This window comes from Rickettsia endosymbiont of Polydrusus tereticollis (genome assembly GCF_964026385.1).
In the GTDB taxonomy this organism is placed as follows: Bacteria; Pseudomonadota; Alphaproteobacteria; order Rickettsiales; family Rickettsiaceae; genus Rickettsia.
On the sequence record NZ_OZ032142.1, the window covers coordinates 1,899,153 to 1,925,970 of the forward strand.

Consider the following 26,818-nt stretch of genomic DNA (forward strand, 5'->3'; position numbering starts at 1 on the left):
TCGTAAAGCTGTATAATACTGGTATTTCATTAGAATAATACAAAGGATTTTGTCATGACAAATTGTATAGCATATAGTTACCAGTTTTCCAAAGTAAAAAATCGGACAATAGAGATAAATTTCACTGGAGGTGATATTAGTAGCGATGGAGGTGTGTTGTTATTAAGAGAAGCAGATAAAAGGCTTGGTATAACAGAGGAGCTTGCTAAAATATTTCCTGATAGACGAGATGGTAGTAAAATTACCCATAATATGGCAACAATGCTGAGGCAACGAATTTATGGTATTGCATTAGGTTATGAAGATTTAAATGACCACAATTATCTACGAAAATGTCCTGCTATGCAAACAGCTATGGAAACAATTGATGATATGGCAAGTAGTTCTACCTTATGTCGTATAGAAAACAATGCTGATAGACACTTTGCAATTAAAGTGCATGAACTAATGCTTGATAAATTTATTAAGTCTCATAAAATAGTACCAAAGCAGCTAATACTTGATTTTGATGCTACGGATGATGAAATTCATGGGCAACAGGAAGGTAAGTTTTATCATGGTTATTACGGTCATAATTGCTTTTTACCTTTGTATGTTTTTTGTGGAAAGCATCTGTTAGTTAGTTATCTTAGGACGTCAAAGCAGGATCAAGCAAAACATTCTTGGGCAATATTATCATTGTTAGTAAAACGTTTTCGCCAAGCTTGGCCAGAGGTAAAGATTATTTTTCGTGGTGATAGTGGATTTTGTCGTCATCAGATGTTTGATTGGTGTGATATTCATAATATAAAATATATTGTAGGAATGCCCCAAAATAACAGACTAAATGAGTTACTGAAACCTACAATGGAGAAGTCAAAAGCAGCATTTATTATAACCCAAGAAAAGCAACGTCTTTTTAGTGAGTTTCCATATAAGGCTGGTAGTTGGAGTCATGAACGTAGAATAATTGGTAAGGCAGAAATGACAATGCTTGGAGAAAATCCAAGGTATATAGTAACTAATTTATCAGATAAACCTGAAGATTTATACGACAAAGTTTACTGTGGTCGTGGTGATATGGAAAACCGTATAAAAGAGCAACAACTAGAATTATTTGCAGATCGTACTTCTTGTCATAGATGGTGGGCTAATCAGCTCAGAATGATTTTATCGGGTCTTGCATACACTTTAGTAGAATATATCAGAGGTAATTTATTACAAGGTAGTGCATTAGCAAAAGCACAAATAGGTACAATACGTTTAAAATTATTAAAAATTGGGGTAGTAATTATCCGTAATACTAGGCGTATTAAGTTTTTGTTATCTTCATCATATCCTTACCGACAGGTATGGAATCATGTGATGAAGAAATTAGCATTAGAATAACCTAGATTAGCACTGTTCCCGGTGCTTAGAAAAAATGGGGTAAGGGGCATTACATCTAAAATTTGAAAATAACGGCTTCAAAGCACTTTTTGGCAAAATTTTTACAAAAGTATCATTGCTAATATTATAAATTACTCAATTTCTTACTTTAAATCTCACTTCATGCAATATCCGGGCTAAAGACCTTGTTGCATGGATCGAATTTTTGCAAAGCGTACGGTGTCATGCCGTGACTTGATCACGGCATCCAGTCTTTTTATTAAATTTTTTTCTGGATACCGTGGTCAAGCCACGGTATGACAACATACTTGTAATAACCATAATACGGTAAATTATGATCCACGCAACAATGCCTTCCCGCGAAGGCGGGAATCCAGAAAAATTAAACTAGAAATGTAAAGATAACTTACAATTATACAGAAAAAAGCCTTACAAGCTAAGGCTTTTTAGCCTGGATTCCCGCCTTCGCGGGAATGACATATAGCACTTTTTTTGAGCCACGCAACAACGCTCTAAAGGTGGGAATTAGAATGGTATTTTGGATAGTTTTTTCAATACATAACAAAAAAGGAGCCTTGTTTAAGGCTCCTTTTATTAGTTTTGGTTAGAGAGTAATATATAAATTATATATCGAATCTTATACCGGCCATTACGTTATGACCTTTATAGTGTAGTTTGGTAGTAGAGCTTTCATTACCTTTACCGTAATCTCTCCAGCTATAAACTAATTCAGCTTTTACGCCGTCAACAACTTCAGCCGAAGCTCCTAAAGATAATTGATAAGCAAAATTAGATTTTGTTTTAGTGGAGCTAGTGCTGCTAAATGTACCTCCAAACCTATTTACTAGGATGGTGGTTGCTTTTTCTTTCACCATAGCGGTACCGATACCTCCTCCAGCAAATAATTTAAACACTCCTAGGTCAACAAAATCGACATAACCGTTAACCAATAAATTTACAATGGTTGGCTTTATTTTAACTGAATTTACAGTAACACCAAGACTCGTGTAAGGAGTTTTTGTTTTAAATACAGGATTAACTGTACCAAGAGTTAAATCGGCTCTTATATTTTTCATGATATAGTAACCTGCACCGATTTCGCCAGTAAATGTAGTATTAGATTTTAGTTTTTGTCCATCAACTTTTACTTTATCAAACATTGATGCACCGGCATTGGCTTTAAGGTACCATTGATTTTCATTTTGAGTTTGATTTGTATCCATTGCACAGTCTGCAAATGATAAAGTAGATGATAGAATTGTTGCACTTGCGGCAGCGATTAAAAGTAATTTTTTCATATTATTAGTTTTCTCCTTAAATAATTATTAGTTTTATATTGTTATTATATATCGAATCTTATACCGGCCATTATGTTATGACCTTTATAGCGTATATTGCTCTTTCCTAAATCTTTTTTTGCTTTTGCTTTACCATAATCTTTCCAAGAATAAACTAGCTCAGCTTTTACGCCATCGGCTACTTCAGCTGAAGCACCGATACCTGCTTGCCAAGCAAAGTTATAGTTATTTTTTTTAGTAGAATTAGAGATATTCAATGCGTCTCCATCACTATCTACAGCACTTGTAGTTATTTTTTCTTTTACTAAAGCAGCACCAATGCCGCCCGTAGCAAATATTTTAAACATATCTACATCAACAAAATCTACAGAACCGTTAAGTAATAAACTGGTAATATTTGGCTTCACTTTAATTGAATTTACAGTATTACCATACTCATCTACATAAGGGGTTTTTAGCTTAAACTCCGCATTAGATACCATGCCTAATGTTATATCAGCTCTTACATTGTCCATAATATAATAACCTGCACCGATTTCACCGACAAAAGCAGTGTTAGACTTTAGTTTTTGTCCCTCAATTTTTGCTTTATTAAACATTGATGCACCGGCATTGGCTTTAAGATACCATTGGTTATCATCCATACTGTCTGCAAATGAAAGAGTAGAAGATAAAATTGTTGCACTTGCGGCAGCGATTAAAAGTAATTTTTTCATATTTAGTACCTCTGATTTATTAATTAATTATATTTTAACTTATTAAGTATGTTTAAGTAAAATTTTTTCATTTTAATCTTATCCCCTGCAGATATAACATAACATATTTTCTATTGCTAGGTTAATTGAGGAATAAACTTATATATATGACGATTATAAAAATACTTGTGACAATAAAAACACAATTATTGAAATCTCAATTAATCTATAATTAAGCACTGCTAAATAAAGGTTAGGTAACTTGGAAATTCCACGTCATTGCGAGGAGGCATTGTTGTGTGGATCGGTTTTACACTTTGTGTCATTCCCGCGAAAGCGGGAATCCAGAGAATATTTAAGCGAATTATATAGTAAATTTTTATATAATTTTGCCTATTTTAAGTGTTTTTTCTGGATTCCCGCCTGCACGGGAATGACATACAGCACTTTTCTCGATCCACGCAACAACGCTCTTTTTTGCGGCAAATTAGAAATGTTCACAGAACCTAGCAAATTTATCTTTTTCATTTTTATATTTATCTGCTTCGGGTAGTGGCGGTTTGCTTTTGGTAATGTTTGGCCACTTACTAGCAAATAACTTAGCTCTTTCCACCCATTCGATTAATTCCTCTGATTCCGATTTTATAGCGTCAATGGGACATTCCGGTTCGCACACGCCGCAATCTATGCATTCCTCGGGGTTGATAACTAACATAAACTCCCCCTCATAAAAGCAATCTACGGGACACACCTCTACACAAGTGGTATATTTGCATTTTACGCATTCATCGGTTACGACATAAGTCATTTTATCGCCGGTTTTTAAGTTTAGTAATTAATGTAGAAGTTTGTAATGTCAATATAAGCAAGAAATATAATATAAAGCTTACAAACATAATGATTAGAGGCTGTAACATAGAGTTATGAATAGCAGGTGCCTTGAACCTTAAAACGCTTGCGGGCTGGTGCAGGCTATACCAAATATTTACCGAGAATTTTACAATCGGGATATTTACGGCACCGATAAGGGCAATAACGGCAGCCGGTTTTTCGGCACGTCTTATATCGTCAGCACTATTAACTATGATAATGTAACTTAAATATAGTAAAAATAATACCAACATAGAGGTTAGCCTTGCGTCCCAAACCCACCACGTTCCCCAAATCGGTTTTCCCCATAAGGAGCCTGTTACTAAACTAATCAAAGTAAAGCCGGCTCCCGCATAGCTACTAGCAACGGCGAGTAAATAAGACATTTTAGTTTTCCACACCAGGCTAGTAAAACTACATATTGCTATGAAAGTATAAATTCCAAGTGCCATCCACGAAGCCGGCACGTGGACATACATAATTCTAACCATTTCACCTTGTTGGTAATCGGGCGGTGAGACTATTAGGCTTAAGTAAAGCCCAATACTCATTGATAAAAGCGTAGATACTGCCAAAATAGGTATTAAAATGCTTGATATTTTACTGAAATAATAAGGATTTAGTAACTTTAACATCATAAGAAATTACTTACGACCGAATAAACGTTCAATATCTTTTAGCTTAAGCTCTATATAAGTCGGTCTTCCGTGGTTACATTGACCGGAAAACGGTGTAGCTTCCATTTGTCGCAGTAAGGCGTTCATTTCTTCCCCCGATAATTTTCGCCCCGCTCGGATGGAATAATGGCAAGCATATGTTTCCGTTACGTGTTCGATTAGTTCAATTAATGAAATATTTTCGTTTGTATCTAGTAAATGATCGGCAAGGTCGTGTATTAGCTGCCGAACGTTGATATCTCCGAGCAAGTTTGGAATTTCCGTAACTATAATTGATTTTTCGCTGAATTTTTCTATAGTTAAACCGAGCTTAGTTAACCTTTCTTTATTCTCATGTAAACAATCGGCTCTTTTTTCATCGGGTAATTCAACTATTTCCGGTATAAGTAGCCGTTGTTTAATTAATTCTTCTTTTGCTAGAAATTGTTTGATTTTTTCATAACCTAAACGTTCATGTGCTGCATGTTGATCGGTTATAACAATACTATCCTCTGTTTGGGAAATAATATAAGTAGTATGTAGCTGAGCCTTCGCCGCTCCGAGCTTAAAACTAGCTTTTTGAGATATTTCCGACTCTTCTTGCAAACGCTGCTCTACTGCTATTTCGATTTTGGCATGCGGTAATGTATCGATCAGTTTCTGACAAAAGTGACTTTGTGGGGGCGTAGGTGGAGGCGAAGGTCGGTAATTATTACTCGGCTTATCGGCAACATGATTTGTAGCGTTGTTGCTTGGAGTTCTTGCGGTAACTTTATTGTTAGTAAAGGGGTTTTTAAACAACTGCAAAGTGCTATCAGAAACGGTGGTAGAAGCTATATGGCTTTTGCTGTGCAATGCATCTTTAATCGCATTAATTAATAAATTTCGTACCGTATTCGGATCGTGAAATCTTACTTCAGCTTTCGCCGGATGAACATTTACGTCGACTAATTGCGGATCAATTTGCAAAAATACTGCACATAACGGGTGTCTATCTCGGGCTAAATAATCTTGATAGGCTAACCTTAAAGCTACTTGTAATAATTTATCTTTTACCGGTCTGTTATTAATAAACAAAAATTGATCTTCAGCCGAAGCTCTGTTAAATGTCGGGATACTTGTATAGCCGTAAATAGATAATTCGGGAGTTTTAAAGTCAATATAAGCGGCATTTTGGATAAAATCTTGTCCGATTATTTCGATTATTCTTTGCTTTAAATTACTGTCAAAATCTTTATTTTGCCCTTTTACCTTTATAAGGGTTTTGCCTTCATGCGATAAGCTAATAGAAATCTCCGGATGAGCTAAGGCAATTTTTTTGATGACATCAATCGAAGCTGCCAGCTCGGTTTTATCGGTTCTTAAAAATTTAAGCCTAGCGGGCGTGGCAAAAAACAAATCACGTATCTCAATTTTAGTACCTTCGTTATGAATAGAAGGAGTAATTTGCTTCTCTCTACCGCCGATTAGTTTAATTTGATATGCTTTATCGCTGCCTTTCAGCCTTGAACTTATAAGCATCTTGCTAATAGAGCCGATAGAAGGCAGGGCTTCACCGCGAAAGCCGAAAGTATGAATGTTTAAAAGATCGCTTTCATCAAGTTTAGAAGTAGTATGACGTTCAACGGCAAGCTCTAAGTCCTTATCCGACATCCCGACGCCGTCATCCGAGACGATAATTAAATTTTTCCCTGCTCGCTCTAAAACCACATCTATTTTTGTGCTACCGGCATCAACGGCGTTTTCAACAAGTTCTTTAACAACGGAAGCAGGACGCTCAATAACCTCACCGGCAGCTATTCGATTTATGGTATTTTCAGAAAGTAGTTTTATACTCATTTTTTAGCTCTTTTTTATCTATAGAGTATTTATTGCGTGGATACCCCAACCGTCATTGCGAGCGACTGAAAGGAGTGCGGCAATCCAGAAAGTAATAGTCATCCTGAATTTATTTCAGGATCTATTACAAAGATGCGGCAAACAAGTTCAGCATGACAAGAGCTAGATTGCCACGCCGCTTGGCAGCGGCTCGCAATGACGGGGTGGAATCGATCTACGCAACTAATTGAAATTTTTTACTGCAATAAGGACAAATAACGAATTGCTCCTTTGGATCAATTTCCAAATAAATTTTTGGATGATCATACGGTGATTCTTTCCCCATACAAGATACAGACGTAAAAAAACTATCAACAATTTCCATGAATTTATCAAATATTTCTTTAAGTAATGTTTAGCATAAGTTACTTTTATAGAAAATACAAATATGAATTTATTAATAGGCAAAACATGAAAGATAAAATAGTAGTTATTACCGGTTCAACTAGCGGAATCGGGCTTGAAATAGCCAAGCACTTCGCAAAACTGCAAGCAAAAATTATCATTAACGGTTTTGCTGCCGTAGAAGAAGTCGAAAAAATATCGGCAGAGCTAAAAGCTTTAGGTGCTAGTACAATTAACTATCAAGGGGCAAATCTGGCAAATCCGACTGAGATAGCTAAAATGTTTGAAGAGATAATAAAAGAGTTCGGTAAAATAGATATATTAATCAATAACGCAGGCATTCAGCACGTCGCTCCGATTGAAGATTTTCCGGCAGATAAATGGGAGCAAATCTTGCGTATAGATTTAATAGCGTCTTTTTACACTATAAAATATGCGTTGCCTAGTATGAAAAAAAACGGCTTCGGGCGTATCGTGAATATTGCCTCGGCACATGCTTACGTCGCTTCACCCTTTAAATCGGCATATGTTGCAGCAAAGCACGGGATTCTCGGTCTTACCAAAACTGTGGCACTAGAAGTAGCAGAGAATAATATTACCGTAAATGCTATTTGCCCGGGCTATGTAAAAACCCCGTTAGTGATGAATCAAATAGCGGATACCGCCAAGGCACGACATATAACTGAAGAATCGGCGTTAAGAGATGTAATACTTAAAACGCAAGCTACCAAAAAATTTGTTGAAGCCGATGAAATAGCCAATTTAGTAGTATTTTTATGCGATGAAAAAGCTTCATCGATAACAGGTAGCGGTTTGTTTATAGACGGAGGCTGGACTGCACAATAAATAATTCTCGTACCGTCTTAGTGTCGGCTAATAAATAGGTTATTAATAATGTATTAATAACCTATTTGAGCTTAAAGAGATGGTTGCCGATATTAGATTTGTTAGAGAATTGAAAACCAGATTACATAAATTAAATTTAAACTTGCCCGCGGATAAAGAGACATATGAATTAATTTTATTAAGCTTTATAAAAGCCAATGAAGGGGAGCGGTTATACGTATATTTAGATATTAAAAAAAATCATACGATAGGAATCGGTTTTAATATGGATAGCCCTTATGCCGAAAGAATTTGGCAAGAAATATTCGGCTATACTATTTCTTTTTACCGAGTTAAAGAGGGAAAACAACCAATTACAAAAGAACAGTCACGGTTATTATTTTTATCTGTCAAAACCAATAACCGCTTAGAGTTAAAAACTATTTACCAAGGAGCGTGGAATCGGCTTAAAGTGAATGAACAAGTGATGATTGAAGATTTATATTGGAATGGCGGCGGTAAGTTAGTCGGGAAAAAGACTAATTTTTATAAAAATATAATTTTGTATGTAACAAGTTCAGAATTAAAATATTTAAAGACCGCCTTATTAGAAGTAAGAGAAAATTCTAACCAGGAACGTAATCGTGGCATACAAAACCGCCGAAACATACAAGCCGAGATGGGCGAACCTTACATAGTTTAAGGAATAAAATATAGGTCGTCATGGTGAGGAGGCGTTGGCATCGTTGCGTGGATCAAATTTTTGATGTCGTTCCCGCAAAGGCAGGAATCCAGAGAATATTTAAGCGAATTATATAGTAAATTTTTATATAATTTTACTTATTTTAAGTGTTTTTTCTGGATTCCTGCTTTCGCAGGAATGACATATAGCACTTTTTTTGATACATGCAACAACGCCTCTAGCTTTGTGCATTAACGGAATTTAGCCCGGATATTGCATGAGATATAGGAGACAAAATCCTCGTAAAGCTGTATAATACTGGTATTTCATTAGAATAATACAAAGGATTTTGTCATGACAAATTGTATAGCATATAGTTACCAGTTTTCCAAAGTAAAAAATCGGACAATAGAGATAAATTTCACTGGAGGTGATATTAGTAGCGATGGAGGTGTGTTGTTATTAAGAGAAGCAGATAAAAGGCTTGGTATAACAGAGGAGCTTGCTAAAATATTTCCTGATAGACGAGATGGTAGTAAAATTACCCATAATATGGCAACAATGCTGAGGCAACGAATTTATGGTATTGCATTAGGTTATGAAGATTTAAATGACCACAATTATCTACGAAAATGTCCTGCTATGCAAACAGCTATGGAAACAATTGATGATATGGCAAGTAGTTCTACCTTATGTCGTATAGAAAACAATGCTGATAGACACTTTGCAATTAAAGTGCATGAACTAATGCTTGATAAATTTATTAAGTCTCATAAAATAGTACCAAAGCAGCTAATACTTGATTTTGATGCTACGGATGATGAAATTCATGGGCAACAGGAAGGTAAGTTTTATCATGGTTATTACGGTCATAATTGCTTTTTACCTTTGTATGTTTTTTGTGGAAAGCATCTGTTAGTTAGTTATCTTAGGACGTCAAAGCAGGATCAAGCAAAACATTCTTGGGCAATATTATCATTGTTAGTAAAACGTTTTCGCCAAGCTTGGCCAGAGGTAAAGATTATTTTTCGTGGTGATAGTGGATTTTGTCGTCATCAGATGTTTGATTGGTGTGATATTCATAATATAAAATATATTGTAGGAATGCCCCAAAATAACAGACTAAATGAGTTACTGAAACCTACAATGGAGAAGTCAAAAGCAGCATTTATTATAACCCAAGAAAAGCAACGTCTTTTTAGTGAGTTTCCATATAAGGCTGGTAGTTGGAGTCATGAACGTAGAATAATTGGTAAGGCAGAAATGACAATGCTTGGAGAAAATCCAAGGTATATAGTAACTAATTTATCAGATAAACCTGAAGATTTATACGACAAAGTTTACTGTGGTCGTGGTGATATGGAAAACCGTATAAAAGAGCAACAACTAGAATTATTTGCAGATCGTACTTCTTGTCATAGATGGTGGGCTAATCAGCTCAGAATGATTTTATCGGGTCTTGCATACACTTTAGTAGAATATATCAGAGGTAATTTATTACAAGGTAGTGCATTAGCAAAAGCACAAATAGGTACAATACGTTTAAAATTATTAAAAATTGGGGTAGTAATTATCCGTAATACTAGGCGTATTAAGTTTTTGTTATCTTCATCATATCCTTACCGACAGGTATGGAATCATGTGATGAAGAAATTAGCATTAGAATAACCTAGATTAGCACTGTTCCCGGTGCTTAGAAAAAATGGGGTAAGGGGCATTACATCTAAAATTTGAAAATAACGGCTTCAAAGCACTTTTTGGCAAAATTTTTACAAAAGTATCATTGCTAATATTATAAATTACTCAATTTCTTACTTTAAATCTCACTTCATGCAATATCCGGGTTAGAGGTCTTGCTTAAAGTTAATGATTTTTATTGGTTGGATAAAAACGGCATAATAGTTATAATAGAGTCTGCAAAGTAATTAGTTAAAAAAATTTATATGAACTTTATTGATGAAGCTAAAATATATATAAAGGGCGGTAACGGTGGCAATGGCTGCGTTAGTTTCCATAGAGAAAAATTTATTGATAGAGGAGGACCGGACGGAGGAGACGGAGGACGTGGCGGTAGTATTATTTTCCGAAGTAATTACCACCTTAATACTTTAGTGAATTTTAGATATAAGCAACATTTTTTAGCCACAAGCGGTGAGAACGGCAAAGGTTCGAATAAAAGCGGTAAATCCGGTAAATCCTTAATTCTTGACGTGCCGATAGGTACGCAAATATTTTCAGAAAACGGCGATATATTATTATATGATTTTACGGAAGACGGGCAAAGTTTTGAAATAATTAAAGGCGGTAACGGCGGGCTTGGTAATAGCCATTTCAAAACATCGGTCAATCAGGCTCCAAGGCGTCGAACGGAAGGCGAAATAGCCGAAGAAATGTGGGTTAATTTAAGTCTTAAATTACTCTCCGACGTTGGGCTTGTCGGCTTGCCGAATGCCGGTAAATCCACCTTCTTGTCAGTTGCTACCGCAGCAAAACCTAAAATAGCCGATTATCCGTTTACTACTTTAGCACCTTATCTTGGAGTAGTATATGTTGATGAGGAGGAGTTTGTGCTAGCCGACATTCCGGGATTAATTGAAGGTGCACATGAAGGACACGGCTTGGGAGATAAGTTTTTAAAGCATATTGAGCGTTGTAACGTATTAATTCATTTGATAGACGGAAGTAGTGAGAATGTTGAAACGGATTATAAAACCATTCGGCAGGAATTAGAATCATATTCCGATTTATTAAAGGATAAAACCGAGATTATTTGCCTTAATAAGTGCGATATTTTAACCGAGGAGGAAATTACCGAAAAGGTAAGTAGCTTACAAAAAATTACCGACAAAGAAATTTTTCCTATTTCTACTTATACTAAAACCGGTATCAATAAAATAATTAAATTAGCCCTTAGGACTGTAAAGGATCAAAAATTGTAATTTTATTTTAAGAAGGGCGTTGTTGTATGGATACCCTAAACGTCATTGCGAGCGACTGAAGGCGTTGTTGCATGGCTCGAATTTTTGGTGTCATACCAGCGAAAGCTGGTATCTAACTTACTTAATTTTGTTATATTGTTATCTTTCGAGGGAATACACAAAGTGTAAAACCGAGCCATGCAACAATGCCTTTAAGAAGTAGAAAATGCTAACTGGTATAAAGTAGTTATAAGCCACTATCTAACATAAAATTAATTATAACTTTAAACTTATTTAATTTTAGGGTAAAATCCCCGTTATGGGATTTTAAATAAAAAATAATAGACTTAATGTTTTACGATACTATATTTAGCAGCCACATAGATAAAATTAAAAGTGAAGGGAGATATCGAGAATTTAAGGCGGTAAGAAGACAAGCCGATAATTTCCCGTTCGCTCGGTGCGGCGATAATGATATAGTAATGTGGTGCATTAACGATTATTTAGGTATGAGTAGGCACAAAAGCGTTATTGAAGCTTCTATAGATGCTTTAGCAAAATACGGTGTCGGTTCCGGCGGCACGCGAAATATCGGCGGCAATAACAGCTCTATCATTGAATTAGAAATGGAACTTGCCGATTTACACGTCAAAGAATCAGCATTAGTTTTTACCTCCGGTTACGTAGCAAATGATACAACGCTTGCTAGCCTTGCTAAAATCATGCCTAATTTGATATTTTTTTCGGACGAATTAAACCATGCATCTATCATTGCCGGTATCTCAAACTCTAAAGCCGAGAAGCATATATATCGGCATTTAGATATAAATCACCTTGAAGAGTTAATACAAGCCGTAGATATTAATAGACCGAAAATCATTGTTTTTGAATCTGCTTATTCTATGGACGGTCTTTTTTCCCCTATTAAAGATATAATCCGCTTAGCTAAAAAATATAACGCTTTAACTTTTATCGATGAAGTTCACACTGTCGGGCTATACGGTAAACGAGGCGGCGGTATTGCCGAGTTACTAAATTGCAGTAATGAGATTGATATTATTCAAGGCACGCTCGGTAAAGCTTACGGCACTATCGGCGGGTATATTACGGCAAATTACCATTTAGTGGATGCTATAAGGCTTACGGCTCCGGGTTTTATTTTTACGACTTCATTGCCGCCGGTAATTTCTGCTGCCGCTACGACTAGTATCAGACATCTTAAAGAATCGAGTGAAGAACGCCGAAAACATCAAGAAGTGGTTTTCAAGCTTAAAAATTCTTTTGACCGTTTTAATATCCCGTATTTAAAAAATAAAAGCCATATTATCCCGATAATCATCGGTGACCCGATCAAAACTAGCCAAGCTTCCGATATGTTGCTTGCCGAATACGGTATTTACGTTCAGCATATTAATTTTCCAACCGTGCCAAGAGGTACGGAGCGTTTAAGGATTATCCCGACGCCTGCACATACGGATAAAATGATTAATGATTTATCTGTTGCTTTGGTTAAAATATTCTTTGCTCTCGGTATAGAATTATCTTCTACTAGAGCACTTAATCAGGAAATTCTCTTAAATCTTACCGCTTGAGAAGCTATAAATTTAGTTGTTGGATGCGTTACACTCCCGTTTTTAGGCGTTGTTGCATGGATCGAAAAAAGTGTTATATGTCATTCCCGCGAAGGCGGGAATCCAGAAAAAACACTTAAAATAAGCAAAATTATATAAAAATTTACTATATAATTCGCTTAAATATTCTCTGGATTCCCGCCTTCGCGGGAATGACAACAAAAATTCGAGCCATGCAACAACGTCCCGTTTGAACTAGAATGACATACTGCTGCTTTTACCGAGCCACACAACAATACAACACAGAAATGGCATAAAATTGTAAATACTATATGGAACTACGCAACAAATTATTAAACTATAATAGCAGCTACTCGGAGGAAGCAGAGAGCAAAATAAAAATGCTGGAGTTTTTGAATAATTATAAGAATCCATTTAGCCGAGAATTAGCAATCGGACATTTTACCGCATCAGCTTTTTTGCTTAATTCTGATAAAACTAAATTTCTATTAATGCATCATAACAAGTTAAACAAATGGATTCAACTAGGTGGTCATTGTGACGGTGATAGCGACGTGTTAGCGGTAGCGATTAAAGAGGCTAAAGAGGAATCAGGTATTGAGGAAATTGAACCGATAAGCACGGAAATTTACGATATAGATATTCATTATATACCTGAAAGATATGGGGAATTAGCACATTATCATTATGACGTAAGGTTTTTATTAAAAACAATTGATAATGATGATTTTATAAAAAACGATGAAGCAAATGAATTAAAATGGGTGGGGCTTTCCTCTCATTATCCTAAAGATTTTCCTTTAGAGCGATCGATTGCTAGAATGGTAGAAAAATATCAAAAATAGAATAAGCCAACTACTTCCTTTATCCTTTTCTTTATTTATCGATTAGTAAAAAAAACTTCATGGTATTTTTATTACCGATTAAATATTTTACATCTATAATTTTCATTAATTGGTTGAATAAATAGTTTTTAAAGTCTATATAAGCTTTTGAAGCTCTAAAATTATTATCGCAATAGAGAATATTATAAAAAGGTAATTTTACTAATGAACAAACAAATAACACAAGAGCAAATAAATAGAGCTGCATGGGCTGCTTGCGATACGTTTCGTGGTGTAATGGATCCAGCAAATTAAAAGACTATATTCTGGTGATGTTGTTCCTCAAATATATCTCCGATATATGGAAACATGACGTAGCTGAATATCAAAAGCGATTTAACAACGATGACTCGCTTATTGATTGTTACTTAAAGAAAGAGCGCTTTTTTCTGCCGGAAGGCACTAGTTTTTACGATTTACTCGCTAAACGTAACGAGGCAAATATCGGAGAACTTATTAATGAGGCACTAGAGAAAATAGAAGAGGCAAATCGTTCTAAATTAGCCGACGTATTCCGTAATATTGATTTTAATTCCGAATCTAGCCTCGGCAAAACTAAAGAACGTAACAGCCGTTTAAAAAGCTTGTTAGAAGATTTTAATAAACCGGCATTGGATTTAAACCCAGATCGGGTAAAGGAAGATATTATAGGGGAATGTTATATTTACCTTATCTCAAACTTTGCATCCAGTGCCGGCAAGAAAGCCGGCGAATTCTATACTCCTGCACAAGTATCAAGGTTGCTCGCTAAACTTGCAGCACCAAAGCCCGGGGATATAATTTGCGATCCGGCTTGCGGTTCCGGTTCACTTTTAATATATGCAGCCGAAGAAGTAAACAACTATAATACTAAACTTTCTGACCAAGAAGAAAATCACTCTGAAACTAAAAAAGTAAAAAAGGATAACTATGCACTTTTTGGACAAGAAATGAATGGCTCTACTTGGGCATTAGCACGAATGAATATGTTTTTGCATGCAAAAGACAGTACACGCATTGATTGGCTTTCAATTACCCATAAGTTATAAAATAATATACAATAGGAAAAAATTTATGAGTAAATAATGCCAAGAAATAAATTTTCAACACAAGCAGAATTAAGTAAGGTAGTAAGAAACCATGGTCAGAAGAAGTGGTTAGATAGCGATAGTGCAGGTAATGGTTTTAAGGATAAGCGTTTACAGCAACGTTTTAGAAAACTACTTGAACAGATATGGAACAGTTTAGGTCAAACTATACCTCTTGCCTGTCAAGACTGGGCAAATACTAAAGCTGCATATAGATTTCTGTCAAATGATAAGGTAAGCACACAAGAGATATTAGAAGGACATTTCCGGATTACAAAAGAACGTGTATCAGCTCATAAAGAAGGAAAGATACTTGTACTTCAGGACACTACAGAGTTTTCATATAATAGAATAAAAGCTGAAGATATAGGCTGGACTCAAAACATCCATACAGGTAAGGATATAATGGGTAGACCTATCTTGCATAAAAAATGTGGTATTTTAATGCATTCAAGTTTAGCAATAACTGACAATGGTTTACCACTAGGTCTTTGTGCCATCAAGTTTTGGACACGCAAGCAATTTAAAGGAACTAATGAATTAAAAAAACGTATTAACTATACCAGATTACCTATTGAAGAAAAAGAAAGTTATCGCTGGCTAGAAAATTTGACACAATCGACTGTTCTACTGAAGGCACCACAGAGATGTGTTCATATTGGGGATAGGGAAAGTGACATTTATGAATTATTTGTAATAGCGAAAGAATTTGATACGCATTTTCTTGTCAGAATTTGTCAGGATCGGTTAATTGAAGATGGCTCTCGTACTATTACTAATAAAATGAATACGGTAAAAATCAATGGATTGCACAATATTGCGATCAAGAGCTCGGATGGTAGTATGATAGAAGTGGCCTTAGAAATCAGATATCAGAATATAAAAATACTTCCTCCTGTTGGTATTAAGCAGAAGAAATATCCAGCATTACTACTCACAATCATCCATGCAATAGAAAAAGAAACGCCAACTAGTAGAGAAAAAATAATATGGAAGCTTGTTACAGATTTACCTGTTACAACAATAGATGAAGCCATTGAAAAACTCGATTGGTATGCCTTAAGATGGAAAATAGAAACTTTTCATAAAATACTCAAGTCCGGTTGCAGAGTTGAATCATTAAAACTCAGGACAGAGGCACGCCTGAATAATATTATTGCTATATTCTGTATAGTAAGTTGGAGAATTTTTTGGATGACTATGATGAATAGGTGTACACCTAATGCACCACCAGAATTAGCTCTAACAGATGAAGAAATTACCCTAATTAATGCCTTGCCCAATAATAAAGCTAGTGATAACATACAAAACAAAACTCTTTCTTATTACTTAACCAAGATAGCCAGGCTTGGCGGGTATATGAACAGAGCATTAGACCCACCTCCTGGGAATATAGTAATGTGGAGAGGGTTGTCTAGGTTGGTTGACCTTAGGTTAGGATTTAATATTGCAATGAAAATGACTTATGGGTAATTGAAAGATTGATTGGGGGGACACATTGAATAATCCTACCTTGCTTGAAAATGGTGAGCTAATGAAATTTGACGTTGTTGTTGCTAATCCACCATTTAGCTTAGATAAATGGGGATATGAAAATGCTGCTAATGACGAGCATAAACGTTTCAAGCGTGGTGTCCCGCCTAAAACTAAAGGCGATTATGCTTTTATTAGCCATATGATTGAAACAACAAAACCGCTTAAAGGACGTACGGCAGTAGTCGTGCCGCACGGCGTGCTATTTCGTGGTTCATCCGAAGGGCGAATACGTCAGCATCTAATTGAAGAAAATTTGCTAGATGCAGTAATTGGGTTACCGACTAATCTCTTTAGCTCAACCGGTATACCTGTAGCTATTTTAGTATTTGATCGCTCACGAGAATCAGGAGGAAAAAATGAAAAACGTCAAGATGTGTTATTTATCGATGCTAGCAAATTTTTTCGTGCAGGCAAGGGGCAAAATTACTTAGAAGAGACGCATATAGCAAAAATTGTTGACACTTATCGTGAGCGTAAATCGGTCGACAAATATGCCTATCTAGCTGATATTGAAGAAATCCGCAAGAACAAATTTAACCTTAATATCCCTCGCTATGTCGATACATTTGAAGAGGAAATTGATATAGCAGAATTGCAAAAAGAAATCCGCCAAATCGAAAGTGAGTTAATAGAAATACGTACCAAAATGGATGCTTATTTGAAGGAGCTAGGGATTGATGTGTGATGCAAGAAAGCTCTAACCTTTTTGTTAAGCTAGGTGATGTTGTAGAAATAGCACCAAAAGTTCCTAAAATGTCTCCTGATACAGAAGTATCATTTTTAGGTATGGTTGATATTTCAACCGAAGGGACGATTATAAATAATCATCGATGTAAATATTCAGAGGTTTCAAAAGGTTATTCTAAGTTTCTTGAAGGAGATATATTAGTTGCGATAATTAGCCCTTGTTTTGAAAATGGTAAAGGTGCATTAGCTAAGGAGCTTATTAATGGCATAGGTCTTGGTAGCGGTCAGTTTTATGTTCTTCGAGCAACTGAAAAAATTGACCCCTATATTTTACTAAACATAACTTTAAATAAAACTTTTAGGAAAAAAGGAAAATTAGAAATGGTCGGTACGACCGGTCGAAAAATGGTTCCCTCATCCTTTATAAGAAATTATAAAATTTTTCTTCCTCCTCTACCGGAGCAACAAAAAATCGCCTCTATTTTACGTACATGGGATAAGGCACTAGAAAAAATTGAATATTTGATTGAGATAAGCAAAAAATATCTTTCTTTGCTTACAGTATTACTGATTTACGGATATTTGAGGGTTGATAATAAAAAAACTACTAACCGAATAAAATATAAATGGTGCAGTGCTCCTAGTGATTGGAGCTTTTTACGTATTAAAGACATTGCTGTTGAACGTTCAGAATTTAATGTTAGCAATAATAATTATACTGTACTTTCATGCTCAAAGTATTATGGCTTTGTAAAGTCATTAGATTTTTTTAAAAAACAAATTTTTAGCAAAAAACTTACTAATTATAAAATAATTTGTCGTAATGATTTTGGTTTTCCAAGCAACCATGTTGAAGAAGGTTCTATTGGATTACAAAACTTAGAAGATAAGGCTGTTGTTAGTCCAATTTATACTATTTTTACTCCTGACAATAAATACATTTATCACGATTTTCTTTTCCGTTTATTAAAAACAAAGACCTATGTCCATATTTTTCGAGCTTTAACTACCTCTTCTGTTGATCGTAGAGGAAAGTTACGCTGGGCTGATTTTTCAAACATTGAGCTTTGCCTTCCTGATTTAATAGAGCAAAAAAAAATTAGTAAAATTCTTAGTGAACAACAAAATTTAATTAATGGTTTATATCTTTATAAAAAAGCACTTCAAAACCAAAAACAAGGTTTGATGCAAAAGCTATTAACCGGTCAATGGCGGGTGAAAGCGGACGAGGGAGTAAGATAGAGATGTTTTGTGTAATCTTAAAAAACCGAAGGGCATCGGATAGACCAATACCCTACTGTCGACCAGGAAAAGCCCAATCCTTATTTTTATTAATACACGAAATTTTTTAATATAGGAAGACTTTAAATATATTATTTTTATAAATGACTTTAAAACGGTTAAAAACTATGACCTTTAAGCTTAATGAAAAAACTACTTCTCAGCTGCCGGCGATGATATCGCTGATTGCATTTGGCTATATACCGCTTTCGCAAGAAGAGGTGCAAAAAAGACGGGGTAAATTAAGTAATGTCTTACTTGAAGATATATTAATTGAAAAAACCTTAGAATTTAATAAATTTACCTATCGTGAAAAAACTTACTATTTTGATATAGAAGACGCTAAAGAGGCGATCCGCAAACTTAAACTTCCATCTACCACGCAAAACTGTTTAATGGATGCTAATCGAACAATTTATGATCACTTAACTTTAGGCGTTGCTATCGAAAAAACTATTGACGGTGTTCGAAAAAGCCCCTCTTTCAAATATATTGATTGGGAAAATCCGCACAATAATATTTATCATGCTACGATTGAAATGAGGGTAGAATGCGTTGACCCATCTAAAACCCGTCGTTGTGATATTGTATTATTCGTTAACGGCATACCCCTTGTTATTATTGAAAATAAAAAACCCGGTATATCTATTGAGCAAGCTATTTCTCAGCAAATACGTAACCAAGGAGCGAAAGATATCCCGCATCTTTTTCATTACGCTCAATTATTACTTGCTACTAGTAGCAAGGAAGTAAAATACGGCACAGTCAATACCCCAAAAAAACATTGGCAAATTTGGCACGACATGGAGGATAAAGAGGCGGACCTTCACAAACTAATTAATCGACCTCTGACAAATGAAGAAAAACTTGTGCTTTTTTCCGGAGATTTTGCATCTGAAAAAACTAATTTTGAGAAAAAACAAACACAAGGTTTGTTCAAGGTTACTGCACAAGATCGTGGACTTTATGCATTATGTCGTCCTGAGCGTTTACTTGAAATTGTCCACGATTTTTGTATTTTTGACGGGCGGATAAAAAAATTAGCACGTTATCCGCAATTTTTTGCTGTACGTGCCGCCATGCAAAGAGTAAACCAGCCTGATAAAATAAGGAAGAGAGAAGGCGGGGTAATATGGCATACGCAAGGTACTGGTAAATCCTTAACTATGGTAATGCTTGCCAAAGCATTAATTAAGAATATAGCCAATAGCCGTATTATTTTGGTACCGATCGCACTGACCTTGATAACCAACTTAAAAATACGTTCAAATCTTGTGAGTTCGTGCCGGTTTGTGCCACTTCAGGAAAAGACTTAATTAAACTTATTGAAGAGAGAAAGACCCTTATAACGACAGTAATTAATAAGTTCAGTACGGATAAGTTTGATATAGCAGCAGCTAGCCGAAATTTTAAAGATGAGGATAGAAATATTTTTGTGCTTGTCGATGAGGGGCATCGTACTCAGGACGGTCTTTTCGCTGCAAAGATGCGGAAGATCTTACCGAAAGCTTGCTATATAGGGTTTACCGGTACGCCTCTTTTAAAAAGAGAAAAATCTAGTGTAGAAAAATTCGGCGGATTTATTCATACATATACCATAGAGGAAGCCGTACGTGACGGCGTTATAGTTCCTTTAATTTATGAAAGTCGATATATTGAGCAAAAGCTCGGCAGCACAGTTATTAATGAATGGTTTGATCGTATCTCTAAAGGATTAACGGATGATAAAAAACATATTTTAAAATCAAAATTTGCTTGTGCTTCTAAATTATCCCAAACTAAACAAACTATTTATGCAAAAGCTATAGATATTTCCGAACATTATCGGCAAACCTGCCAAGGAACAGGTCTCAAAGCTCAATTAGTAGCACCTTCCAAAGCTGCCGCTATTCGCTTTAAAAAAATTATAGATGAGATAGGTCACGTAACATGTGAGGTTATCATCTCCCCGCCGGATGATCGTGAGGATAATGAGGAAGTAGATCGTACTTCCAAAAACCCTGTTCAGCTTTTCTGGAAAGATATGCTAAAAAAATATAGCTCGGAAGCAAATTATAATAACAAAATAATTGAAGATTTTAAAGGAGCTAGCGATCCGGAAATTTTAATTGTCGTCTCAAAATTACTAACCGGTTTTGATGCACCACGTAATACTGTGCTGTATATATGTAAGCAATTAAAGGAGCATTCTCTTTTGCAGGCAATTGCTCGTGTGAATCGCTTATTTGCAGAAGAGGACAATGACCTTAAGCAGCACGGATATATAATCGATTATGAAGGATTACTTGGCAATTTACATAAAACGCTCGGTAAATATCGTGCTCTTAAAAATTTTGATGAAGAAGATTTAAAGGGTACTGTGTATGATATTCAAAAAAAATTAGAAGAAATTCCGCAGTTGCATCAAGATATTTGGGATATTTTTGCAGACGTACCGAATAAAGCAGATACCGAACAATTACAGCAACATTTAGCCGATAATATTATTAGAGATGATTTTTATTTAAAGCTGCAAAAATTTGCCTCTTATATGCGGATTGCTTTAGCATCCGAAAAAGCCTATGAAATTTTTGCTGAAAAGCTAGATATATTTCACACCGACTGGCAGAATTTTACCGAACTTAAACGTGCTGTACGAAATCGTTACCAAGAGATGTTTAATATCAAAGAATATGAGCCGAAAATTTATGAGCTTCTTGACGATCATATTATTGCCTTTCCGGCTTATACTATTATTGAAAAAGTCAATATTCACGATCCAAATCAGCTCACGGCAATTATGACCGAACAAGGTACAAGCGATGCGTCAAAAGCCGATCGTGTCGCTGCAGCAACTAAAAATACTATAAATGAGCTGAGGAATGAAGCCCCTGCTTTTTATGACAAATTCTCTGAACTTTTAAACAAAACAATCGAAGAATATCGAAAAAAACGGTTAAGTGAAAAAGATCATTTTAAACAACTCTTACTTGATAAAGATCATTTGAGAACAACAATAAGCATAGCAACAGAATGTGCTAACGGACCTTCTGCCGATAGCCTACTGAGTATAATACATGATGATCCCGATGCTCAAGCGTTTTACGATGCGTTACTACCCCGTATGAAAGAGCTTGGTCAAAATAAACACGAAGTAATAGCAACAATTGCATTAGATACCCTTAACATTATTAAACCCCATTTGATTGTTCGGTGGGAAACAAATGAAGAAAAGTCAAACAAAATATCTAAAGAGTTATATAATTATTTTCTTGAAGCTGTTGACAAGAAAATGTTAACTTCTATTACTACTCCTGAAATAGAAAAAATTTCTGAGGCGTTAATGAATATTTGTAAAAAAAGGTTTCCCGGTAAATAATAAAATCAGTTTTTTCTATTTCACAAAAGCTCTGTGTAAAAAAGCAAATTAATTTATAAATAATTCATCAATTTTACTTAATATATCGACTTATTACTCTCGAATGATACAATTTATTTGTTATTTATATAAAATTCTAAGCGGCACTATTTTTAATACAAATAATAATTGAGAGAAATAATGGCAGATGAAGATGATATAATCCCCGGTTTTGTTAAACCGGAAATAGTGGATAGAATAGTTAAGGGAGAAGTAACGCCAAGTGACGTTGCGGTACTTAGAGATAGTTTTGCCACTAAACCAAAAGAAAGAGCTAGCTTTGTTGAAGCATTGAACAATAATTTAAGTGACGATGCTCTACATAAATTAAATTCCATGGTAATGCGAGAAGCACATAACTTACTACCGCCGGACGATCCAAATTTTCAATGTCGAACAGCCGATACTAAGATTTTTCAGGAATTATTACAAGTAGAAGCTGAACGCTCAGGAATGAAAGGCACATTTAATGATAAAGGTGAATATATAGCTCCTAAAATATCACCGGCAATTGAAGACCATTATGCTACCTTAGCGGATAAAGGAGGATTTTATGAAAAACGTGCAACTTTGTCTGAAGATACAATAGAGGCACGAACAGCAAAATCTGCGGGCTTTATGCTTGATGCACCGCTTGCAAGAAAAACAGAACATTATAATAAATTACCTCCTGAGCAACAATATGTTTTAGAAGATCAGATAAGAAATAAGGAACCTCTTTCCAGCAAACCTAAACATGTAGAAATCGGAGTTAAATCGGACTCATTAACACCCGCAGAACTTGAAACAAAAGTTAATAACATTACAAAGGTTTTTGTACAACCATTAGCAAATACAATAATCGAACAGTCTTTAAAAAATTTAGAAGGAAAAGAATTTTCTATAGATGCCGAACATAAAGAGAAAATTACTAAAGCACTATCAAAGTCTTTACAAGGTATGCCGGTCGAAGATTTAGCAAAACATAAAGCTGAGTTAATTGGATCAATATCACAAGAATTAGAAAAAAAACAGACTACCTTATCAAAAGTTACGCACGCCTTTAATAAATCATCTTCTTATCATATTTCTACAGAAAATATTGAAAAAATTGCAGAAAAAGTAACCAAGCAGTATAAAGCACCTGAAAAAGAACAACCGATAAAAGATATTATAGCACAAAAACCGATACAAATGCCGTCATATGAAAAAGAGAAGGATCAAAGCAAATCTAAAAATAGTATTAAAGAAAAAATAGATGAAAAAGTAGGTCATATGAGAAATACGCTAAATAGTATTGCTCCTGCAATAAAGAAAGTTAATGCTATCCGAAAGTTAATGCTCAAACAAGGAAAAGATGAGGGAAGAGGACGATAGAATCTGTCATAAGTTATATTTTTGTAAATAATAAATGGGATTATTAGCTATTATCCTTGATCTATTCTCATGGAAAGTAGTAGGTATTTAGAAGAGGTAATGATAAACTACAAAAAACTAAAAAACGACTCTCTTTAATTTGTCCATTGTGTATAAAGATATGGTGATGAGGTAGAGGAGATTTTTGAATCATTAATAGAAATTTCTAAAGCAAGATTTCCTGGCGTTGTTGCATGGCTCATAATTTACCGTATTATGGTTATTACAAGTATGGTGTCATACCGTGGCTTGACCACGGTATCCAGAAAAAAATTTAATAAAAAGACTAGATGCCGTGATCAAGGAACTAGAATGACACCGTACGCTTTGCAAAAATTCGATCCATGCCACAACGCAAATAACTAGGCTCTGTGAACACAAATTATTCTTTCTTAATGCATCAAAACCTCAACAACTAGTGCTACAAATTGCTATTAACAACTGCACTATACTTTAATTTCCTCAAATTTGAATGTAATTCAATTATATTTTTTAAAATTTATATAATATTTTTTTAAGCAATGTGTTAAATAATCTTCATATTATCATTGACATAATAGTTAAATTACCTTAATAACTCCTCTTGATTAATATTAATCGTTTAAATTAATTAAATAAAAGGATAATTATATGTTTAACTTTTCCTGTCTAACACCTATATCTACAAAAGAAATAGTTAGCCCGGATATTGCATGAAGTGAGATTTAAAGTAAGAAATTGAGTAATTTATAATATTAGCAATGATACTTTTGTAAAAATTTTGCCAAAAAGTGCTTTGAAGCCGTTATTTTCAAATTTTAGATGTAATGCCCCTTACCCCATTTTTTCTAAGCACCGGGAACAGTGCTAATCTAGGTTATTCTAATGCTAATTTCTTCATCACATGATTCCATACCTGTCGGTAAGGATATGATGAAGATAACAAAAACTTAATACGCCTAGTATTACGGATAATTACTACCCCAATTTTTAATAATTTTAAACGTATTGTACCTATTTGTGCTTTTGCTAATGCACTACCTTGTAATAAATTACCTCTGATATATTCTACTAAAGTGTATGCAAGACCCGATAAAATCATTCTGAGCTGATTAGCCCACCATCTATGACAAGAAGTACGATCTGCAAATAATTCTAGTTGTTGCTCTTTTATACGGTTTTCCATATCACCACGACCACAGTAAACTTTGTCGTATAAATCTTCAGGTTTATCTGATAAATTAGTTACTATATACCTTGGATTTTCTCCAAGCATTGTCATTTCTGCCTTACCAATTATTCTACGTTCATGACTCCAACTACCAGCCTTATATGGAAACTCACTAAAAAGACGTTGCTTTTCTTGGGTTATAATAAATGCTGCTTTTGACTTCTCCATTGTAGGTTTCAGTAACTCATTTAGTCTGTTATTTTGGGGCATTCCTACAATATATGATGTGGCTATAGTATTCCGGACAGTTAGTATGAGACAATATTAACAGAAAGGAAATACAGTATGACAAAAACAAAAATGTATTCTAGTGAATTTAAAGAATCAGCAGTTAAATTGGCAACTGAATCGAAGCGACCTGTTATTCAGACTGCAAAAGAATTAGGTATCAGTAAGAATACTTTATATAGTTGGATAGATAAATATTCTAAACAATTTGAAGAATCAATAACAAGAACAGATGAACATCTGTATGATGAATTAAAAAGATTAAAGAAAGAGCTGGTGATAGTAACACAGGAGCGTGATATACTAAAAAAGGCTGCAGCGTACTTTGCAAAAGAGTCCCTGTAAGGTATGCATGGATAAAGAAGCATCAAGATGATTTCTCAATTGCAATTATGTGCAAATGTATGAAGGTATCACGTAGCGGTTATTATGAGTGGTTAAATAACCCTGGATGCAATAGGGATAAAGAAAATAGAGAATTAACCTGTAAGGTTAGAGCTATTTTTCAGGAAGGTAGACGAAATTATGGATCTAGACCCATTAAAAAGGCTTTGTTGAGGCAAGGCATAATTGTTAGTCGTAGGAGAATTACAAGACTAATGAATGAAGCTGGCTTAGTATGTAAAACTAAGTATAAATTTAAAGCAACTACTGATTCTAAGCATAATAAGCAAGTTGCTCCTAATTTATTGGATAGACAGTTTAAAGTTTCTAATGTTAATTGTTATTGGGTTGGTGATATCACCTATATCCCAACTGGAGAAGGATGGTTATATTTAGCAACAGTTATTGATCTATTTTCTAGAAAAGTAATAGGCTGGTCAATGAATAGTAATATGAAAGCTGATTTAGTTAATAATGCTTTGCTAATGGCAATATGGCAACGTAAACCACCTAAAAAGCTTATTTGGCATACTGATAGAGGTAGCCAATATTGTTCTGATAGTCATTTAAAACTTATAAAACAACATGGTATTATACAGAGTATGAGTCGTAAAGGAAATTGCTGGGATAATGCTGTTGCTGAAAGCTTTTTTCATACTATAAAAACAGAATTAATTTATCAACATAAATTTAAAACTAGGGAGGAAGCAAAACATGCTATATTTGAATATATAGAGGTATTTTATAATCGTATAAGAATGCATTCTGCTAACGATTATCTATCACCAGTACAATACGAAAAAATACAAAAATGTGCGTAAAAAACTGTCCGGAAAACTGTTGACAGATCAATATTTTATATTATGAATATCACACCAATCAAACATCTGATGACGACAAAATCCACTATCACCACGAAAAATAATCTTTACCTCTGGCCAAGCTTGGCGAAAACGTTTTACTAACAATGATAATATTGCCCAAGAATGTTTTGCTTGATCCTGCTTTGACGTCCTAAGATAACTAACTAACAGATGCTTTCCACAAAAAACATACAAAGGTAAAAAGCAATTATGACCGTAATAACCATGATAAAACTTACCTTCCTGTTGCCCATGAATTTCATCATCCGTAGCATCAAAATCAAGTATTAGCTGCTTTGGTACTATTTTATGAGACTTAATAAATTTATCAAGCATTAGTTCATGCACTTTAATTGCAAAGTGTCTATCAGCATTGTTTTCTATACGACATAAGGTAGAACTACTTGCCATATCATCAATTGTTTCCATAGCTGTTTGCATAGCAGGACATTTTCGTAGATAATTGTGGTCATTTAAATCTTCATAACCTAATGCAATACCATAAATTCGTTGCCTCAGCATTGTTGCCATATTATGGGTAATTTTACTACCATCTCGTCTATCAGGAAATATTTTAGCAAGCTCCTCTGTTATACCAAGCCTTTTATCTGCTTCTCTTAATAACAACACACCTCCATCGCTACTAATATCACCTCCAGTGAAATTTATCTCTATTGTCCGATTTTTTACTTTGGAAAACTGGTAACTATATGCTATACAATTTGTCATGACAAAATCCTTTGTATTATTCTAATGAAA

At 34.8% G+C, this 26,818-nt stretch carries 23 protein-coding genes and 1 pseudogene; 16 read left to right on the forward strand and 8 right to left on the reverse strand.

The genetic code is table 11. The features are described 5' to 3' along the window. Positions 1-54 precede the first annotated feature (54 nt). Together AAGD48_RS09175 and AAGD48_RS09180 are read left to right on the forward strand one after the other, a co-directional pair. The gene (locus tag AAGD48_RS09175; protein ID WP_341789277.1) at positions 55-1,368 is read left to right on the forward strand and encodes an IS1380 family transposase; all 1,314 of its coding nucleotides are present in this window, start codon (positions 55-57) and stop codon (positions 1,366-1,368) included. A gap of 473 nt (positions 1,369-1,841) precedes the next feature. Beyond that, positions 1,842-1,976 carry a hypothetical protein gene (locus tag AAGD48_RS09180; RefSeq protein WP_341789777.1) on the forward strand — a complete coding sequence of 45 codons (135 nt, stop codon included), beginning with the start codon at positions 1,842-1,844 and terminating at the stop codon, positions 1,974-1,976. Positions 1,977-1,991: 15 nt separating this feature from the next. On the opposite strand, the gene AAGD48_RS09185 is transcribed toward AAGD48_RS09180, so the two are convergent. The 6 genes from AAGD48_RS09185 to AAGD48_RS09210 all read right to left on the reverse strand — a co-directional run bounded on the left by AAGD48_RS09185 (position 1,992) and on the right by AAGD48_RS09210 (position 7,090). Then, entirely contained in the window at positions 1,992-2,666 is a 675-nt protein-coding gene (locus AAGD48_RS09185; protein WP_341789778.1) for an outer membrane protein, read from the reverse strand. A gap of 44 nt (positions 2,667-2,710) precedes the next feature. Beyond that, positions 2,711-3,382, reverse strand: coding sequence for an outer membrane protein (locus AAGD48_RS09190; protein ID WP_341789779.1), 672 nt, complete (start codon positions 3,380-3,382; stop codon positions 2,711-2,713). A 466-nt stretch (positions 3,383-3,848) separates the two neighbouring features. Then, positions 3,849-4,169 (reverse strand): ferredoxin FdxA, encoded by a 321-nt coding sequence (fdxA, locus tag AAGD48_RS09195; protein WP_341789780.1) that lies wholly within the window; start codon positions 4,167-4,169, stop codon positions 3,849-3,851. A gap of 1 nt (position 4,170) precedes the next feature. Next, the gene (locus AAGD48_RS09200) at positions 4,171-4,866 is read right to left on the reverse strand and encodes a heme ABC transporter permease (RefSeq protein WP_341790782.1); all 696 of its coding nucleotides are present in this window, start codon (positions 4,864-4,866) and stop codon (positions 4,171-4,173) included. Between the two features lie 9 nt (positions 4,867-4,875). Next, positions 4,876-6,726: a DNA mismatch repair endonuclease MutL gene (mutL, locus tag AAGD48_RS09205; RefSeq protein WP_341789781.1), complete on the reverse strand. Its 1,851-nt coding sequence runs from the start codon at positions 6,724-6,726 to the stop codon at positions 4,876-4,878. Between the two features lie 214 nt (positions 6,727-6,940). Beyond that, entirely contained in the window at positions 6,941-7,090 is a 150-nt protein-coding gene (locus AAGD48_RS09210) for a zinc-finger domain-containing protein (RefSeq protein ID WP_341789782.1), read from the reverse strand. 86 nt (positions 7,091-7,176) lie between these two features. Here AAGD48_RS09210 and AAGD48_RS09215 point away from each other — a divergent pair, with 86 nt between their 5' ends. The 13 genes and pseudogenes from AAGD48_RS09215 (at position 7,177) to AAGD48_RS09270 (ending at position 23,335) form a co-directional block, all read left to right on the forward strand. Continuing rightward, positions 7,177-7,956 (forward strand): 3-hydroxybutyrate dehydrogenase, encoded by a 780-nt coding sequence (locus AAGD48_RS09215; RefSeq protein WP_341789783.1) that lies wholly within the window; start codon positions 7,177-7,179, stop codon positions 7,954-7,956. Between the two features lie 109 nt (positions 7,957-8,065). Next, on the forward strand, positions 8,066-8,638 hold the full coding sequence (locus tag AAGD48_RS09220; protein ID WP_341789784.1) for a hypothetical protein: 573 nt from the start codon (positions 8,066-8,068) through the stop codon (positions 8,636-8,638). Positions 8,639-8,971: 333 nt separating this feature from the next. Next, a complete protein-coding gene (locus AAGD48_RS09225; RefSeq protein WP_341789277.1) occupies positions 8,972-10,285 on the forward strand; it encodes an IS1380 family transposase in 1,314 nt (437 codons plus the stop codon). Positions 10,286-10,560: 275 nt separating this feature from the next. Further along, positions 10,561-11,556, forward strand: coding sequence for a GTPase ObgE (obgE, locus tag AAGD48_RS09230; RefSeq protein WP_341789785.1), 996 nt, complete (start codon positions 10,561-10,563; stop codon positions 11,554-11,556). A gap of 329 nt (positions 11,557-11,885) precedes the next feature. Next, the gene (hemA, locus tag AAGD48_RS09235; protein ID WP_341789786.1) at positions 11,886-13,127 is read left to right on the forward strand and encodes a 5-aminolevulinate synthase; all 1,242 of its coding nucleotides are present in this window, start codon (positions 11,886-11,888) and stop codon (positions 13,125-13,127) included. A gap of 311 nt (positions 13,128-13,438) precedes the next feature. After that, positions 13,439-13,972 (forward strand): NUDIX hydrolase, encoded by a 534-nt coding sequence (locus AAGD48_RS09240; protein ID WP_341789787.1) that lies wholly within the window; start codon positions 13,439-13,441, stop codon positions 13,970-13,972. 311 nt (positions 13,973-14,283) lie between these two features. Continuing rightward, positions 14,284-15,039: a class I SAM-dependent DNA methyltransferase gene (locus tag AAGD48_RS09245; RefSeq protein WP_341789788.1), complete on the forward strand. Its 756-nt coding sequence runs from the start codon at positions 14,284-14,286 to the stop codon at positions 15,037-15,039. Positions 15,040-15,075: 36 nt separating this feature from the next. Next, positions 15,076-16,551, forward strand: a complete 1,476-nt coding sequence (locus AAGD48_RS09250; protein ID WP_341789378.1) for an IS4 family transposase — start codon at positions 15,076-15,078, stop codon at positions 16,549-16,551. Positions 16,552-16,558: 7 nt separating this feature from the next. Further along, positions 16,559-17,299: an N-6 DNA methylase gene (locus tag AAGD48_RS09255; protein ID WP_341790783.1), complete on the forward strand. Its 741-nt coding sequence runs from the start codon at positions 16,559-16,561 to the stop codon at positions 17,297-17,299. Then, complete coding sequence (locus AAGD48_RS09260) at positions 17,299-18,543, forward strand: restriction endonuclease subunit S (RefSeq protein WP_341790784.1); 1,245 nt, start codon at positions 17,299-17,301, stop codon at positions 18,541-18,543. The genes AAGD48_RS09255 and AAGD48_RS09260 overlap by 1 nt, the downstream gene beginning before the upstream one ends. 212 nt (positions 18,544-18,755) lie before the next feature. Further along, positions 18,756-20,254, forward strand: a pseudogene (locus tag AAGD48_RS10690) (type I restriction endonuclease subunit R); the annotation flags it as partial. A gap of 138 nt (positions 20,255-20,392) precedes the next feature. Further along, positions 20,393-21,940 carry a UvrB domain 3-containing protein gene (locus tag AAGD48_RS10695; RefSeq protein ID WP_410526042.1) on the forward strand — a complete coding sequence of 516 codons (1,548 nt, stop codon included), beginning with the start codon at positions 20,393-20,395 and terminating at the stop codon, positions 21,938-21,940. A gap of 180 nt (positions 21,941-22,120) precedes the next feature. Beyond that, entirely contained in the window at positions 22,121-23,335 is a 1,215-nt protein-coding gene (locus AAGD48_RS09270; RefSeq protein WP_341789789.1) for a DUF5410 family protein, read from the forward strand. An 895-nt stretch (positions 23,336-24,230) separates the two neighbouring features. Here AAGD48_RS09270 and AAGD48_RS09275 read toward each other — a convergent pair. Beyond that, positions 24,231-24,794, reverse strand: coding sequence for a transposase (locus AAGD48_RS09275; RefSeq protein ID WP_341789790.1), 564 nt, complete (start codon positions 24,792-24,794; stop codon positions 24,231-24,233). Between the two features lie 75 nt (positions 24,795-24,869). Here AAGD48_RS09275 and AAGD48_RS09280 point away from each other — a divergent pair. Next, a protein-coding gene (locus tag AAGD48_RS09280; RefSeq protein ID WP_410526007.1) for an IS3 family transposase occupies positions 24,870-26,017 on the forward strand; the annotation gives its coding sequence in 2 pieces (ribosomal slippage) (positions 24,870-25,116 and positions 25,116-26,017; 1,149 coding nt in all). Between the two features lie 27 nt (positions 26,018-26,044). Here the strand turns inward: AAGD48_RS09280 and AAGD48_RS09285 are convergent. Next, the gene (locus tag AAGD48_RS09285; RefSeq protein WP_341789791.1) at positions 26,045-26,788 is read right to left on the reverse strand and encodes an IS1380 family transposase; all 744 of its coding nucleotides are present in this window, start codon (positions 26,786-26,788) and stop codon (positions 26,045-26,047) included. Between the last annotated feature and the right edge of the window lie 30 nt (positions 26,789-26,818).